At 61.2% G+C, this 14,427-nt stretch carries 13 protein-coding genes and 1 pseudogene; 5 read left to right on the top strand and 9 right to left on the bottom strand.

Going from position 1 to position 14,427, the window contains the following annotated elements; translation table 11 throughout:
• The first annotated feature begins 140 nt into the window (after positions 1-140).
• From ACYHH6_RS09175 to ACYHH6_RS09155, 5 genes are read left to right on the top strand one after another with little or no spacing between them, the layout of a single operon-like run.
• Positions 141-335, top strand: coding sequence for a hypothetical protein (locus tag ACYHH6_RS09175; RefSeq protein WP_124998072.1), 195 nt, complete (start codon positions 141-143; stop codon positions 333-335).
• Positions 332-2,359, top strand: coding sequence for a hypothetical protein (locus ACYHH6_RS09170; RefSeq protein WP_352592307.1), 2,028 nt, complete (start codon positions 332-334; stop codon positions 2,357-2,359). Before ACYHH6_RS09175 ends, ACYHH6_RS09170 begins: the two co-directional genes overlap by 4 nt.
• Positions 2,356-3,852 (top strand): FtsK/SpoIIIE domain-containing protein, encoded by a 1,497-nt coding sequence (locus tag ACYHH6_RS09165; protein ID WP_352592314.1) that lies wholly within the window; start codon positions 2,356-2,358, stop codon positions 3,850-3,852. The genes ACYHH6_RS09170 and ACYHH6_RS09165 overlap by 4 nt, the downstream gene beginning before the upstream one ends.
• Complete coding sequence (locus tag ACYHH6_RS09160; RefSeq protein WP_352504637.1) at positions 3,849-4,985, top strand: AAA family ATPase; 1,137 nt, start codon at positions 3,849-3,851, stop codon at positions 4,983-4,985. The genes ACYHH6_RS09165 and ACYHH6_RS09160 overlap by 4 nt, the downstream gene beginning before the upstream one ends.
• Positions 4,978-5,862 carry a hypothetical protein gene (locus ACYHH6_RS09155; protein WP_352592318.1) on the top strand — a complete coding sequence of 295 codons (885 nt, stop codon included), beginning with the start codon at positions 4,978-4,980 and terminating at the stop codon, positions 5,860-5,862. The genes ACYHH6_RS09160 and ACYHH6_RS09155 overlap by 8 nt, the downstream gene beginning before the upstream one ends.
• Positions 5,863-5,867: 5 nt before the next feature.
• On the opposite strand, the gene ACYHH6_RS09150 is transcribed toward ACYHH6_RS09155, so the two are convergent.
• The 9 genes and pseudogenes from ACYHH6_RS09150 to ACYHH6_RS09110 all read right to left on the bottom strand — a co-directional run bounded on the left by ACYHH6_RS09150 (position 5,868) and on the right by ACYHH6_RS09110 (position 14,064).
• Positions 5,868-6,290, bottom strand: coding sequence for a hypothetical protein (locus tag ACYHH6_RS09150; RefSeq protein ID WP_352504639.1), 423 nt, complete (start codon positions 6,288-6,290; stop codon positions 5,868-5,870).
• A complete protein-coding gene (locus tag ACYHH6_RS09145; RefSeq protein WP_352592322.1) occupies positions 6,290-8,266 on the bottom strand; it encodes an AAA family ATPase in 1,977 nt (658 codons plus the stop codon). Before ACYHH6_RS09145 ends, ACYHH6_RS09150 begins: the two co-directional genes overlap by 1 nt.
• Before the next feature lies 1 nt (position 8,267).
• Entirely contained in the window at positions 8,268-8,453 is a 186-nt protein-coding gene (locus tag ACYHH6_RS09140; protein WP_352504641.1) for a hypothetical protein, read from the bottom strand.
• Positions 8,450-9,604, bottom strand: coding sequence for a DNA phosphorothioation system sulfurtransferase DndC (gene dndC, locus ACYHH6_RS09135; RefSeq protein ID WP_352504642.1), 1,155 nt, complete (start codon positions 9,602-9,604; stop codon positions 8,450-8,452). The genes ACYHH6_RS09140 and dndC overlap by 4 nt, the downstream gene beginning before the upstream one ends.
• 4 nt (positions 9,605-9,608) lie before the next feature.
• Positions 9,609-10,820: a cysteine desulfurase family protein gene (locus ACYHH6_RS09130; protein ID WP_352504643.1), complete on the bottom strand. Its 1,212-nt coding sequence runs from the start codon at positions 10,818-10,820 to the stop codon at positions 9,609-9,611.
• Positions 10,821-11,303: 483 nt separating this feature from the next.
• A pseudogene (locus ACYHH6_RS09125) lies at positions 11,304-11,407 on the bottom strand (ABC transporter permease); the annotation flags it as partial.
• Positions 11,408-11,671: 264 nt separating this feature from the next.
• A complete protein-coding gene (locus tag ACYHH6_RS09120) occupies positions 11,672-12,286 on the bottom strand; it encodes a nitrogen fixation protein NifQ (protein WP_352592360.1) in 615 nt (204 codons plus the stop codon).
• Between the two features lie 328 nt (positions 12,287-12,614).
• Positions 12,615-12,806 carry a ferredoxin gene (locus tag ACYHH6_RS09115; RefSeq protein ID WP_081725572.1) on the bottom strand — a complete coding sequence of 64 codons (192 nt, stop codon included), beginning with the start codon at positions 12,804-12,806 and terminating at the stop codon, positions 12,615-12,617.
• Between the two features lie 40 nt (positions 12,807-12,846).
• Positions 12,847-14,064 (bottom strand): cytochrome P450, encoded by a 1,218-nt coding sequence (locus tag ACYHH6_RS09110; RefSeq protein ID WP_023727121.1) that lies wholly within the window; start codon positions 14,062-14,064, stop codon positions 12,847-12,849.
• Positions 14,065-14,427: the final 363 nt, after the last annotated feature.

The following is a 14,427-nucleotide window of genomic DNA, read 5'->3' as shown; positions in this document are numbered from 1 at the left end:
CGTCAGCCGGTCACCGGACACTGAAACAGCCGACGAGAGCTGCTAGCCGTCAGAAAAATATTGAAGCCATTGTATGCCCTTGGGTCTGAAAATTCATACAACATAAGGATTTCGTGGTATTGGGTGCTACGGGGGCTAAGATGTCTAACATATCCGAAGCAGAGGACAAGTTGATCGAGCGGGTGTCCCGCGAGTTCGAGCTACCGCCGGTGACCGTGCAGGCGTTGTTGGATCTCGAAAGCGAATTCCCGAACATGTCCGCCCGCAGCGCCAAGTCGCGCTTGACCCGAAGGGTCGAAGAAGTCATTTCAGCTGGGCTGGGGTCGAAGGATTGAAGTTCGTTTCCTTTGATATCGAGAATATGTTCGCCTATAACGGGATCTGCTCGGTGGACCTCTCCGAGACGCAGGATGGTAAGCGCAACATAGTGCTCATCAAGGGGCGCAACGGCGCCGGAAAAACTAGCCTGCTCAACAGCGCGAAACTCCTCTTCGCGGGCGCGCAGGACGAGTCTCTGCGGCGGGTAGGCTTCTCGCGCACCGCGCTTACAGATAAACAATATGTTCTTGGCCAGCCCGGACGTTGGACCGGGGTGTTCAACAAGACCGCGCGGCAGCAGGGGCATAACCGTGCTAGCGTGTCGTTGTGCTGGACCGAAGGCGGCGTGGTGCATCGGGCGCGCCGCACTTTCGTTGGCCAGAAGAGCTTTTCGGCATACTCCGAACTGGTCGAATTCGGCCCGGTAAGTTCGCCGCTTGATGGCAACGCTGCGGAAGACGCGCTGCAGGCAATGCTCCCGCGCGAATTGGTGCCCTTCTTCTTTTTTGACGGCGAGCAGGTGCAGTCGCTCGCCGACGCGGAGATCGGACGCGAGGCCGGCGAGATCGAACGTCTTTTAGGGCTGCACTTCGTAGCACACCTGATCGATAAGGTGAACGACGACGCCAACCGCCGAAGCCGGGCGCGTTTGCCTGTCGACGTCATGAAAAGCGTCGTTGAGGCGGAAAACGCCGCCCGAGAGGCTCGCGCCAACGAGGCCGTCCAGGCGCGAGCACGGGTGGCTGCCGAGGAAGAACTGCTTGATCTGGAGGCGAGGCGCGCTCGGCTCGATGGGGAACGGCAACGTTTGCGCAGCGGCACCCTTTCGGAAAGCGAGGCGAAGCGCTTCCACGACCGGTTGGAAGTCCTGGCAACCCAACGTCAGACCCTTGCAGACGAATTAGCGGAACGCCTGCCGCTCGAGATCGTATTCCGTACCCAGCCACGCCTTGTGGATGAGGCCTTCGCCGTTTTGGACCGCCAGACCACGGCCGACGCGAGCCTGGCCGGGAGATTACATGCGGAATTGCCGGCCATGACGGTACGCAGCCTCACCACGATCGAGGATCCGGTGACGCTGAATGCCAAGCAGCAGACTGACCTGCAGAACGACATTAGGGAATCGTTGCGAACGCTCGGCGTTGTGTCCGGCGATCAGCATCCGGTGTTGGCGTCGCTAAGCGCCAAGAAGACCAAGGCGCTGCGCGACCAATTCCTAGTCTGGAGAAGGCGCGGAGCCGCCGACTTCGCCGAGGAACGTGCGCAACTTCGTCGCATGCGCGAACTGGTCACCGAGACGCGTAGATTGCGCAAGGAGCTGGACGAAGCGGAGCTGAGCACCGACGAGGCTCGAGCGCGGTATGAGGAAATCACCGCCGAGATTATTAGAATGGGAGAAGCGATTCGCGACGCGATGCAGCGGTCAGCCAAGGCACTGGTGGACGAAAAGGGCTTTGCCCACGAAGCCGTTGGCCACGACGAACGCGCCGCCCAGGAGATGAAGGAGTACAAAGTCTCCATGGAGCTGGACGTAGGTTATCGGTTCGCTCTCCGGGCTAAGCGCGCCCTCGAACGCTATCTTGAACTGCGGCGCTCACGCATCCGACAGTCCGTGGAGGATCGAGTGAACCAAAAGGTGGCCATCCTGCTCGCGCCCAGTGAATTGGTGAAAAGCGTCCGCCTCGACGGACAATTCATCATGAGCTACTTCGACCAGGACGGCGAGGAGGTCTCGCGCCACAGCATCTCGGCAGGCATGCGCCAACTCATCGCCATGTCGATGCTTTGGGCGCTGAAGGAGGAGGCCGCCCGATCCATCCCGGTGATCGTCGACACGCCCCTGGGCCGTATCGACTCCACCAACCGCAACCTCCTAATGCGTGACTATTTTCCTGAGGCTGGCGCGCCTCTAATCCTATTGCCGACCGACACCGAATTCACTGAGATGGCCGACGATCTGCTCGGTGAGCATATCCGGCGCCGATACCGCATCGACAACGAGGGCGGCGAGACCGCCAAGCTGATGCCGGTGGAGCTATGAAGGACAGCATCTATTTCACCGTCGAGGAGCGCGCCTTTTTCGAGCGGATCATCGACGACGGTCTGATGCAGGACGGCAGGCGCGGCGTCTACTGGTGGATTGTCCGCATCGCCATCGCCCGCTCCCTACAGGAGAGCGACGAACCGGACGAGCGCTACAAGGCCATGCCGAAATCGCCGAGCGAGTTGCATCTGGAGCAGATAACCGGTCGCGCGAAACAACCCGATTACGACGACGCCTTCGCGCTGCTATTGTCCCTTCGCCGGGACGAGGACCTGTTCGAGAACCACGACCTGTATGTCGAGGTGCTGCAGCGCCACGCGCGTCGTGGTATGGAACTGCTGCATGAAAGCTGGCTGCCGGGTACTAGTTTCCACGATGTCATCCTAGACAGCCTCTACTTCCGGCCGTCGGTCGACGACGATCACTCGCCCAACAAGGGCGACGTACAGTTCGATATCCTCAAGAAGGGACTACAGCAGATCGGCGTAGACGCGAACCCGATCGGCGAGCCCATTTCAGGACCCCGCCTCTCTCGTCACAGGCTGACCTTGGGCGGCGTCGAGGACTACGACAGACTTCGCCGCGGCCTCGAGGATCTGGCCTTCGCCATCGGTCTGGGTACGGGTACGATCGCTTTCGGTCGCGAACCCGGCGAGCGGCGGGTCGTGCTCGACATTCCCCGGCCGTCCGGCGCATGGCGCGACGTGCCGTGGCCTCCGCTGGTTGAGGCGTTCATGTCCTCCGATGCGGCGTTGGCGGTATGCCCAGGCGTCGACGTTATCGGCGAACCCGTCGTGTTCGACTTCGTCGAGGCGCCGCACATGTTCGTGGCCGGCGCCACCGGCAGCGGCAAGTCAGTCTGCATGAACGCCATCCTTCTGTCGATGCTGGCTTCGGACAACCCGCCCGAGTTGCTCATGATCGACCCGAAAGGCGTAGACTTTGCGGAGTACGACGGGCTCAAACTGTTGCGTGGCGAAAAGGTCGTTACCGAGATGGGGGCTGCCGTGGAAATGCTGCGTGCCGTCGTTGAGGAGATGGACGCGCGACAGGAGCGTCTAAGAGAATTCGGCGCCCGGAACATTGCGGAGGCACGTGCCGCCGGCAGTCCGATGAGACGGCTCGTGGTCGTTGTGGACGAGCTCGCCGATTTTCTGATGTCGCGCATCGGCGCGGAAGAGCCACTGGTCCGTATTGCCCAGAAGGCCAGGGCTGTCGGCATCCACCTCCTGCTGGCGACCCAGCGACCGGAAGCAGCTACTTTCCCCGGTCTACTTAGGGCCAACATACCCAGTCGCATCGCGTTGACGGTCCAAAAGTCCTCGGACTCTAGGATCATTCTTGACGAGTCCGGCGCCGAAGACTTGATGATGCGTGGCGACATGCTCATTAAGCTGGCCGGGAGACCGCTTCTCCGGGCACACGGCGCGCGTGTGGACGTCGCCGATGTGAAGCGAGCCGTAGCCGCGGCCAATTCGAGGCACACATGAACAGACCGACCAAATTCTCTCTGGTGGGCATTTCTACCGTCGACGTCGGCCCTTTGCTGGGAAAGACGTTCATCCCGTTCCTGGATCCGACAGGCAACCCCACCAACGTCTTCCTGATCATGGGAAAGAACGGCGCGGGCAAGACCACCATCCTCGACGCCATCTACTGCGCTATGTCCTTGCTGCGGGCGCGCACAAGCGAGGCTTACGGCCACGAGGCGCTCGATAGCGGAAAAGGTGCGATCCAGCTCGACGCGCTAGTCCAGCTTGACGACGGGCGCCGGTCGGTTATGCACCTGATCTCGATGGTGGCGGGGGCGGACAAACCGCTGAAATTTTGGACGCCCGCGGAGTGCGAGCGCATCGGAGTGTACGAGGACCAGCAACTGCTTTTCTTCGGCAAAAGGCTCGGCTACGGCCCTGTCGAGCGATCCAACTCGTCCTCCCCGCTGGCGCTCGAATTCGCCGAGGCGATAATCCAGAGCCTAGACCAGCATCCGCTGTCGCTTTGGGGCACCTCGATGGCCCTGCCGACGGTGCTGTATTTCCATTCCGACCGAGGCCTGCGTCGGGCGCCGCACGAAAACCGCTCCATCGTGCGTCCCAAATCCCTGGGCTATTCGCCCGCCCATCTGTTCGGTCCAGACGGCACGAACTGGGCCGAGTCCATCGAGAACCTGCTCGTGTGGTTCGCCTGGCTCGGCGACGACCGGGAAAAGATCTGCCGGGAGATCGTGGACGACGTTGTGTTCAAGGGAACGAAGCGTCTGGGTGCCGTTGATCGCAACGAACTGTCGATCCCCGTGGAGACCGCGAGCGGAGACCGTCATCGGCTCGACCAGCTCAGCAGCGGCGAACGGCAACTGGTCCAGTTGGCCATCCGTATCGCCGCACACATGACCGGTTCAACGATCGTGCTGATCGACGAGACCGAACAGCATCTGCATACCGTGATGCGCCGTCGCCTCATCAACATCCTAAAGAGTTGGGCGCAAGAGCGCGACGGGCTGAGTTTCGTGCTGACCTCGCACCAGACGGACTCGATGCGGCTTCTGGCTCCGAAGACAGTCGAGGACGGGCTCTTCAAGAGCGGCTGTCTCGTCAAAGCCAAGTTCAGGTCGGACGATGACTGACAATGTGGTCATGTTCGACGAGTTCGACGACGAACGGCAGATCGGTGCTACCCATCTAGGCCTGCCACGCATCGTGCTCGAAGGCGTCGACGACTTGCGGCTGTTCGAGCGGTATTGGTTCGCTAGCTACATGGACCGCGTCGATTTCGTCCAGGCCAACGACCTCGTGCAGGGCTCAGGATGCACCGCGGTGGCCGCCGCGGTCAAAAAGAGTCGTGAGGTGGACAAGATACCTGCGTTCGGTTTCGTGGACCGGGACTGGCTTTTCCGACACCGCGACTGGGATAACCTCTTCGCGCTCGATGATGCCGTTTTCGAGGCGGCGACGTGGAACGAGGAGTTCTATACGACCCGCCGTTGGGAAATCGAAGCCTATCTACTGGAGCCCGACCTAATGGCCGATCTAGTGAAGTCCTTCACACGATCGGGAAAAGGGACCGAGGCGGAATGTAGGGCGGCGCTCGAGCGTGCATTGGTAGAGATTGAGAACCTCCTGCTCGTGCAGCGGCTTTTCGTGGCATGTCATGTGGCCGGCATCAATCGCGCGTCGAACCACCTAGTGCACAAGCTCGCCGAAGAGCTCGAAGCCGAGTGCGAGAAGGAGCTGGAGGCTTTCACGCACGAGAACGGCCTGGCGGCTGCCGCGGCTGTCCGACCGCTTCTCGACGCCATCGTGGACTCGTCCCCAGGTCCGGACGAGGACAAGTGGCGTTGGCTTCTCAGGTTCGTGGATACGAAGCGACTCATCGGCAGGCTGAGCATGCGATTCGACACGGTGGGCGACATCCGCTGGTTCCTCGCCACCATGATGGAGAAGGCCGGTCGGCGGCCTCAGGAGTTGGAGAAGCGCATCAACGAAATCCTGGTGGCCGCCTGAATTGATTACAGACGGGCCATACCGACCAAGCGCCCAACGAACGTGTCGAAGTCCCCGGTGCTGGCTCTCCAGTCTTCCCACAGCAGCGTTATGCCGCGCTGCCAATGCGATGCCGCCAAGGACTGCATTCGCTTGCGGGTCATCGCTTCGCCCGACCTCGCGTCATGCTCCGAGATCAGGGTGATCCACGTTGCCAGCTCTATACCCTGGCCGAACAGCTGCTCGCCCTTGATCGGCTTGCCATAACCCATGCTGCCCAATTCAAGGGAGGGGAGTTGCGGAATACTTAGCGACCGACCCAGGGCGAGCCTTGCCGGCCCGTATCGATGCGGCAAACCTAGGAAGCCCTGAAACCGGCTGTTCAGTTCGTCGGCATAGCGCGACGTTCTGAAGTCGCCGCGCGTGAATTCTACCATTGTCGCCGACATCAGGATGCCGCTCCCGTTACTGGAAGGCGTTCGGTTGAAGGCAGCTTCAGCGATTCGCCGCTCCGTCGTGTCACAAGCGCCAGCTCGCCGGGATGAAGCTCGGCCGGATGAACAAGAAGGACGAGTTGTCGGTCCATTTCCGTGAAATGGCCGATTACCCTACGGCGATGTTCGGCGTCGAGCCTCGCGAACGGACTGTCCATGATGATCGGGAAGTCCGCGGCTAGGCGGGCGAGAGCGGACATCAGCGACAGCGTGAAGATTTGGTTTTCGCCGGCGCTGGCGTCGAGTTCATGCAGATCCCGTCCGGACCGGTCGAGCAGTGTAACACGTCCCTCCTCGTCGACCTTGATCTGTTCTACAACAGTCTTGTGCGCCATCGAGCGATAGGCGTCGGTAATCTCGGCGGACAGCGCATCGAGGTTTTGCGGAACGGCAGCTTCGGCAAGAGCGTCGATAAGATCGGCGGCCCGATCCGCAGCGGCACTCCGTTTGAGCGCCACCGCGTTGCCGCTCTCGCCCAGCGAGACCGCCAACTGTTGCTCCTCGCATGAACGCCTGTCCTCCAACTCCCGCAACGCGGCAGCTTCCATCGCGTGACGGGCTTCCGCGCGGGCCAGTTCTTCCTGGATTCCATTCAACTCCTCCGCCAACGACTTGGACTGGTCGTCCGTACCCTTCTGCTCGCCTAAGGCACGATCGAGTTGGCCAATTCTCTCGTCGGCCCTAGAAACCGCGCGGGCGAGATCCCGGATGTCGGAGGCACTAACCGACGACAAGTTAAGGAGATGCTCCGCCACGGAAAGGCGGTCTGTCTCGCCCAAATGCGAGAGCAGGGGGCCGCCCGCATCCGCGGTGCGATTTCCCCACATCTCCCGCCACGCCAGGGCGAGAGCACGGGCGACATCGTCCGTCACCGTCGTGTGGCGCGAGACGCGGTCCACGAATTCCGAGGCGCGGTTTAGGTTCCGCTCCTCGTCCCCCTTGAGCTGCGCGGCCTTATGTTCAGCCTTGATCCGCTCCAGTGCGGCAGTCCTAAGAGTTTCGCCGGCCAGCGCCTGTGCGAGCTCGCCGCTCAGCAAACGACGCAGTTCGTCGCGGAGAGCGTCTCGTTCCCGGATCACGCTTTCGCGCTGCTCGAAATGTGTCTTAAAGGCACGGTAGCTGTCGCCGTGCAGGCGGCCGATACGGCTGACTACGTCATCACGCCGCTCCCGCAACGGCCCGATTTCCGCCAGAAGCAATTCCACCGACGTCGCGCGTTCCTCGATCTCGCGCCCCAGATTGTTAAGCGCGAGCCGGGCTTCGGCCGTGGCAGCCGCGTTGTCGGGGAGGTTGCGGCGCCGCTCCCGCGCATAGGTGCGAAGGTCAGCCGAGGCGCGACGCAGTCGGTCGATCCCGATTGCGGCTTCCAGCGCCGTCTTGACCTGGCCGTCCATATTGATGCTCGCCATGCGCTCGAGGTGTTCACCGTCTAGGATGAAGAAGCCAGCAAGATTGTCCTGAAGGATGTTCTGATCGATAAAGTCCCGGACGAACCGCTCGTCGTCTTTAGGGTCGGGGGAAGCAAGGATTATGCGGTCGGCCCCTTGGAAGATGCGCACTTCCTCGTCGTTCTTGCGCAGGGCGCCGTCAACGAAATGCCAGATCCTCTCGATGACGTACTCGTTGTCGTCCGATTGGAAAGTGATCTCAATCGCGATTTGCGCCCGCCCTTGGCGCGCTCCTGAGTTCAGCGCACGCTCCATGAAGCGTTCATATGACTGGTCTACACGGCTGACGGAATTAGCGCGGGCCAGCAGCGGAATGCCAAGCCGCCCGTAGAGACACAGCACGAATGCCTCGAGTAGGCTGGTCTTCCCTGATCCGTTGTTACCCTCGATCAGCGCGACTGGTTTTTCGCGACCGTACGGAATGTCCAACCGGAAGCGACGATAGGACTTCCAGTTGCGTAGCCCGATGGCGTTAAGGCGCATGCTATTCCCAGGCCTTGCCTAAAATAGCATCGAAGCGCTGGAAGAGACCGCGGCGGCGTAGCATACCAGCATGCTCATCGATGGCGTCCAACAAGTCATCCACGATCGTGGGATCAACACCCCGTTCGGTGGACAGTCGCTGCAGCAATTCCCGACCGGCGGGCGTACGGAGCAGCGCCGGCTTCACGAAACCGCCTCAAGAGCGGTAGCCTCGACAGAAGCGACGACGGCGGCGGCGTCCTCGGCCCAGATGCGGTTGATCGCCTCGATCTCGGCGGCGGTGATCAGGGTGCGGCCGGTGGCACGTTCGACCTGATGCAGGCGATCGAGAATTTCCCGACGCGCGGTCGGCGTGAACGGTCCCGGGACCAATGAGCCGTCGGCAAGGAACGTCGTCTGCCCGTTGCGGCGCCGCGCCGATCGGCGAGCCGGATCGTTCCGGATTTCGGCAAGCCAGTCGCGGAAATCCATAAGTGGTTCGAGGTTCTCGTGACCCGCCTCGATGAAGCCGGCCATACTCCGGTCCTTCACGACGACGGTGCAGGTCCAGCAGCCGAATCGCGAGGACGACGTACCGCATGACGGAGCATCATCCTTACTGAGCACCAGCGGGCACTCGCCCCCCTGACCATCCTTGTAGAGTGCCACCAGATCGCGGTGGCTGCCGCCCCATGGTGGGCGACGTTGCAACAGGGTTGTCCAGACCTCGTCGGTGGAGAAATCCACGATCGGACGAAACACCTTACAGCCTTTGAGGTCGTTGTGGTCATTCAGCCTCTCGCCGTTATCATAACGACTCATGCTAACCGCTCGAGTCGCTGATTCCTGACGGCGCACACCAAGCAAAAGGATGACCTCGCCGTTTTCAGATACTCGACTCCGGATGTAACGGGATGTCGGCTGGATCTTCATGCGGTCCGTACACCAGCGGAAGGTCCTGCTTGGGGCTGGATAGCCCCGTCCGATCAAGTTGACCCAGAAAGTCTGGTCGACCTTGGGCGCCGTCTTCGCCACTACTATGGGCAAGCGCATTGCTGTCACAGCGTCAGAAATGCGGTCCAAGGTCCTGTCAACCAGGTCGGCGACAACCGGGGCTTCGACGAGGGTGTCGTTCGAGACGACGTGCACCATGCGTTTTCGTTCGCTGGGCGGGAGTTCGAGCAGCATCTCCATCGCCAGCTGCAGGACAAGGGTACTGTCCTTGCCGCCGGAGAAGCCGATGATCCAGGGATATTTGTGGTTTTGACCGTACTCATCCGCCAGATCAGCCCTGGCCGCTTCGAGCTTGTCCTCGAGCGCGTCCTCATCCATCTGGGCAGCTAAAGGCAACAGGCTCATCGACTTAAGCTCCTTTGGTCCGGTTGTAGCCGACTCGGCGCAGTTTAGCCACCGCTTCCGCCATCGTCCCGGCGCCTGTTAACACCTCGTGGAGCGTAGTGAACCGTCCGAAGCCGATGCGGATTGCTTCTTCGGCGCGCTCTAAGCCAAACCCAAGTGCCATCACGACATGGCTGGGATCGAGGCTATCCGAAGTGCATGCCGAACCCGAAGCTACCGACACTTTCCCGCGCAGGCGCATTAGCAACGCCTCGGCGTCCACACCGTCGAAGCTGAGATTGAGATTTCCCGGCAAGCGTTCGCCCATCGTACCGTTGATCGTGAAGCGCACGCCGATCTCGCGCAGACGTTCCATGAATGCGGCCCGCAACTCCCGCAGGAGCCCAGCCTCCTTGGTCATCACTTCCCCGGAAATCCTGCAGGCCTCGCCGAAGCCGACACATAGCGCCACCGGCAACGTACCGCTGCGGAAGCCGCGCTCCTGACCGCCCCCCTCGATGATCGGGCTGATGCGTCGACCCGCGTCACGGGACATATAGAGTGCACCAACGCCCATCGGTCCGTACAGCTTGTGCGACGAGATACTAGCCATGTCGACACCGGTTTCGGCCACGTCGAACGGAACTTTGCCGATCGCCTGCGCCGCGTCGCTGTGGAATAAGGCGCCGGCGCGCTTCGCGATCCGGGAGATTTCCGAGAGGGGTTGCAGGACGCCGATCTCGTTGTTGGCGGCCATGGCGCTGACCACGGCCGTCCCTTCGTCCACAGTCTGCGCAAGTGCATCGAGATCGACAAGGCCTTCGCCGTCCACGCCGATGATCGTCGACCGGGCGCCTCTCCGGCCGGTCGCCAGCACCACATCTAATACGGCATGGTGTTCGGTGGCTAAGGTGACGACGCCGTCCCGCCTGGACGAAGCGAGCGGGCCCTTGATCGCAAGGTTGTCGGCCTCCGTGGCACCCGAGGTGAAGACGATCTCGTCCGGTTCAGCACCGACCAGGGCGGCGACTTGCGCCCGCGCAGTGTCCACCGCGGCCATCGCCGCGATGCCGTGGTGATGGCGACTGGAGTGCGGATTCCCCAACGCAGTTAGATGCGGCAGCATGGCTTCTAGGACACGAGGGTCCAGCGGCGTGGTCGCTTGGTAGTCGAGATAGATTCCGTGTCTATCGATCGAGCCCATGGCGTCAATGATGTGTTCAGCCGGTGGTTTCATTCGCCCCCGGATTAACCCCTAGAGTCGGTGAATGCAACACCCGCACCGGGGCCGGGGTATTGGTCGCCAAGGAATGGTCTGCTCCCCCAAGCCTTGGCACCACCTATCATATCAAAGTCGGCGGCAACTGTCGCCAGCGATGTCGATCGTCGTCGAGGCGCTGAGGCATAGGGCCCAGCAAAACGGGTGAGCTCGTCACGTCATGGTTGGTTGCGAGCGACGTCCGCTTTCAGAGGGTGGCCATCGATTTTCGGTGACCGATATCAGGCGCATGCTGCCGAGAAGACACGTAGAGACGCCTTCGTGCTACGTGAACGACCTGCGAGGTCGCGAGCGTTAGAAATTCGAAGCCTCCTGAATCTGTCCTAAATCTGGATCTAGTGACCTAATATGTCCAGCAAGCACACGCGATTGGGTTGAGGCGGGATCCAGAAGGTTCGAAAAGCTTCCAGGAACCCCAGTGCGCGCCCTGCCGGAACCTGCCCCGAGAATGGTGGCGGAGCTGGCAGCAACGAAATTATGGCAACGCCGGAGACAATCTGGCCGCCCCGATGGGTGATCGAGCCGAAACTGTGCACCAGCGCGAACAATGACGTCGGTGAACCGCGGCCGCCCAGGCGCCGCAACCGCCAGGCAGGCGAGCAGCAACGGCCCGGAGAACACCAGTTGCTCGGCGGCGATGGTGCGGGTCGCATCCTGCACCGCCATCATGACGGCGCCCACCGAAGCGAGCATGGCGAGCGATCGGACAGCATGCACAGCATTCAATCCCCGAAGGGGCAGTCGACATTCGACAAGAGACATATGGCGCGGCGCGAGCGCTGGCGCTGTACAATTGACGAAAGCGGCTCTCAATCCGAGGCGACGCCGTTCTCGATCCGTGTGAGGCGGCTTTCGCCTTCCTCCGGGCCGAAGCAGCTTTCGAAATCGTTGCATTCCCGGCAACTGGGCGCGCTGCACAGCGAAAAACCTTCGGCCTCGCAGAGCTTGCGGTAAAAGTATTTCTTCCATTTCATGTTTTGGGTGTTGCCGGCCGCCAGCGTCGGAAAATGCGAGGCGAGCAGGCGGCCGAGGTCGCTTCGACTAAAAAGGCCAAGGTCTTGCCAGAGGTGGTCATTGCGCATGGCACGCCGGGCGATGATCTTGGCGAAGCGGGCGCTTGCCTTGTCGTCGGGCCGGGCATGCGCCAGCAGCAGTCCGCGCAGAAGTTCTTCTTCCAGATCCGGCTCAGGCTCGCTCCCCTCTTCCAAGGCAAACGCGTTGATAGGAAAAGCAGGGAAACAGCGGGACAGGACATCGCGCAACTCGGCGCGCGAAAGTCCGGTTGCCTCCGTCGCCGTCGCCTCGCCGGCCTCGATCTCCTCGAGCGCACGTGAAAGCACACAGGCAAGCACATGCTGGTCGAACCTTCTCTCCAGCTGCGGCCATTGGCCGGTGCTGAGCCGGGCATAATGTTGGGCAAATATGGTGCGTTCTCCTGGTTTCGCCCTATCAAATCATGCAGAGACCCGGCCTGCCGCAACATGGGTCGGGCAGTTCTTCGGTACGGCACTCCGGGTCGCCTCGCGTCGAGTAGTTCGGCAATTCTCGTCTGGTCCATCGGCTCTGGCGCAAATTCTGTGATTCGAAGAGGTTCGCGAACCCCGGCCCTGCCGTTTGCGCCTCACGGGGAACACTGGCGCCGGAATTGCCCCGCAGAGTTGGACGTGAACCGTGCGGGACAGAGGTCGCGTGCTGAGTGCGGCCACATGGTTCAAGCCAGACTCACGGTTGAATGCCGTCTCATCCAGAGCGTCAGCGAGTGAGTTCCAGCGCACGTTCAGGACAGGATCGCGCGCCTCGTGATGCAGGCAGTTCCTCCCCTTCCGCAACTTCAATGTCACCAGGCAGGATGTAACCGTCATTATCGAGTTTAAAGATGTCCGGCGCTTGCGCCGCGCATCGCGCGTGGCCCTGGCATTTGGCCTTTTGGACGATGATGCGCATGGCGCTGCCTCCATTGTCTGTGCCCGGGCTCGGGGCGGGCCTAAGACCAGTCCAGGATCAAATTTTCGATCCCGAACACATGGCCGCCAGAAGTTATCGGCGCCGTACCCTGCTTGATCCTGAAAGCCGGGATGCGCGCCAGCCACTCCTCCAGGCCAATGACAATCTCGCGCCGGGCAAGGTGTGAGCCAAGGCAACGGTGGGGACCATAGCCAAACGCTGCGTGGCGGTTGTCCTCCCGCTCCAAATCAATCGTGTTGGGGCATTCGAATTCCGCCGGGTCACGATTGGCAATCATCGTGGCGCAGGAAACATAGTCCCCCTTCCGGATCGGCGCGCCTTCGAAGTCGATATCTTTCGTGGCCACGCGGATCAACTGAATGGGCGGATAGGCCCGCAGCAATTCTTCGGTTGCGAGCGGGATGCGGTCCGGTTCGCTCCGCAGCAATTGCTGATCTTTGAGGTTGCGTGCGAGGTACGCCAAGTCAAAGCCTATAGCTGCTGCGACCGTGTCGAGCCCAGCGACGAAGACAAGCACGCCGATGCCGCGGACTTGGGTGTCAGTCAGCCGGCGGCCCTCGACCTGTGCCTGCACTATAAAGGTCATGAAATCGTCAACCGCCTCATCGCGGCGCATGGCTGCAAGTTCGTCGATGAATGCCACGATCGTCCGGGCAGCCACAGGTCGTTCCTTATCGTCGCCGTGGAGCAGATCTTTCCCCCAGCCGACGAATGTATCGAGTCGGTCATCAGGCAACCCCAGAAAGCGAAGAAAGGTGCTCACCGCGAAAGGAAAGGCAAAATCCTTCATCACGTCGCAGCTTGTGCGCGACGCGGCGATCCTTTCGATCAGCTCGACCGCCCGTTCGCGGACAGCCGGTTCCAAAGCCAACACCCGCTTTGGCGAAAGCAGCGGATTAAGCAGTGAGCGAAAGACGCCATGGGCCGGTGGATCGAGCTCAAGCGGGATCGTCGGCCAGTTCTCACCCAGTATGGAGGAGAAGATGCTGCGATGGCTGGAAAAAGTCTCTGCGTCCTGCAGCACCTTCCGCTGGTCCGCGGCACGGGTGATGACCCAGGTACCCCGGCCATCTTGCGTGTTGTAGCGGGAGTAAAAGATCGGAGGCCCGTCATGTACGCAAGCGACAGCTGCGTGTGGATCCCCGTTGGGTGTTGGTGGCATCCCTGGCGATGTAAACAGGCTGAAGTCCCTCACCATTTCGGGCGGGACATGATCTGGAACGGGGTTGGTCGCCATTTTGTTTTCTCTACATTGGCGTTCATGGCTCAATTGAGATTGCACCGCTGTTCATAAAGTCGATTTCCAGCATGGGCACGTCTCTTGTCGGGCGCCTTCTAGATTCTGTCGCCTGATACAGCCCACCTGCACCAGCGCGGATGAGATGGGTTGCGAAGTCGATCAGAGGGGCATCTCCGCCGCGCTCCGGTCATGAAGCAAAGCGGCTGCTTCCCCGTTAGGGTTGAGAGACTGGTCAATCACCTCTGCCCTGCTGATCAAATTGTCGAAGCAAGTCGCGTGCCGGATAGGGTAGCCATGGCGGTGCACCAAGCAATGCCAGCCTGCGCTGGGTCTGCCGCTGATGATCACCTGTCCATCATT

The sequence above is a fragment of the Mesorhizobium sp. P171375 genome, from assembly GCF_057786075.1.
The sequence above is the reverse complement of the archived record's forward strand: the minus strand, read 5'-3'. Positions and strand labels throughout refer to the sequence as shown.

Bases quoted from the DNA above. Each gene is read 5' to 3' on its own strand.
- ACYHH6_RS09150 (WP_352504639.1), bottom strand. From the start codon at position 6,290: ATGTCGGCGACAATGGTAGAATTCACGCGCGGCGACTTCAGAACGTCG.
- ACYHH6_RS09110 (WP_023727121.1), bottom strand. From the start codon at position 14,064: ATGGCGACCAACCCCGTTCCAGATCATGTCCCGCCCGAAATGGTGAGG.
- ACYHH6_RS09155 (WP_352592318.1), top strand. From the start codon at position 4,978: ATGACTGACAATGTGGTCATGTTCGACGAGTTCGACGACGAACGGCAG.
- ACYHH6_RS09115 (WP_081725572.1), bottom strand. From the start codon at position 12,806: ATGCGCATCATCGTCCAAAAGGCCAAATGCCAGGGCCACGCGCGATGC.
- ACYHH6_RS09160 (WP_352504637.1), top strand. From the start codon at position 3,849: ATGAACAGACCGACCAAATTCTCTCTGGTGGGCATTTCTACCGTCGAC.
- ACYHH6_RS09175 (WP_124998072.1), top strand. From the start codon at position 141: ATGTCTAACATATCCGAAGCAGAGGACAAGTTGATCGAGCGGGTGTCC.
- ACYHH6_RS09165 (WP_352592314.1), top strand. From the start codon at position 2,356: ATGAAGGACAGCATCTATTTCACCGTCGAGGAGCGCGCCTTTTTCGAG.
- ACYHH6_RS09145 (WP_352592322.1), bottom strand. From the start codon at position 8,266: ATGCGCCTTAACGCCATCGGGCTACGCAACTGGAAGTCCTATCGTCGC.
- dndC (WP_352504642.1), bottom strand. From the start codon at position 9,604: ATGAGCCTGTTGCCTTTAGCTGCCCAGATGGATGAGGACGCGCTCGAG.
- ACYHH6_RS09130 (WP_352504643.1), bottom strand. From the start codon at position 10,820: ATGAAACCACCGGCTGAACACATCATTGACGCCATGGGCTCGATCGAT.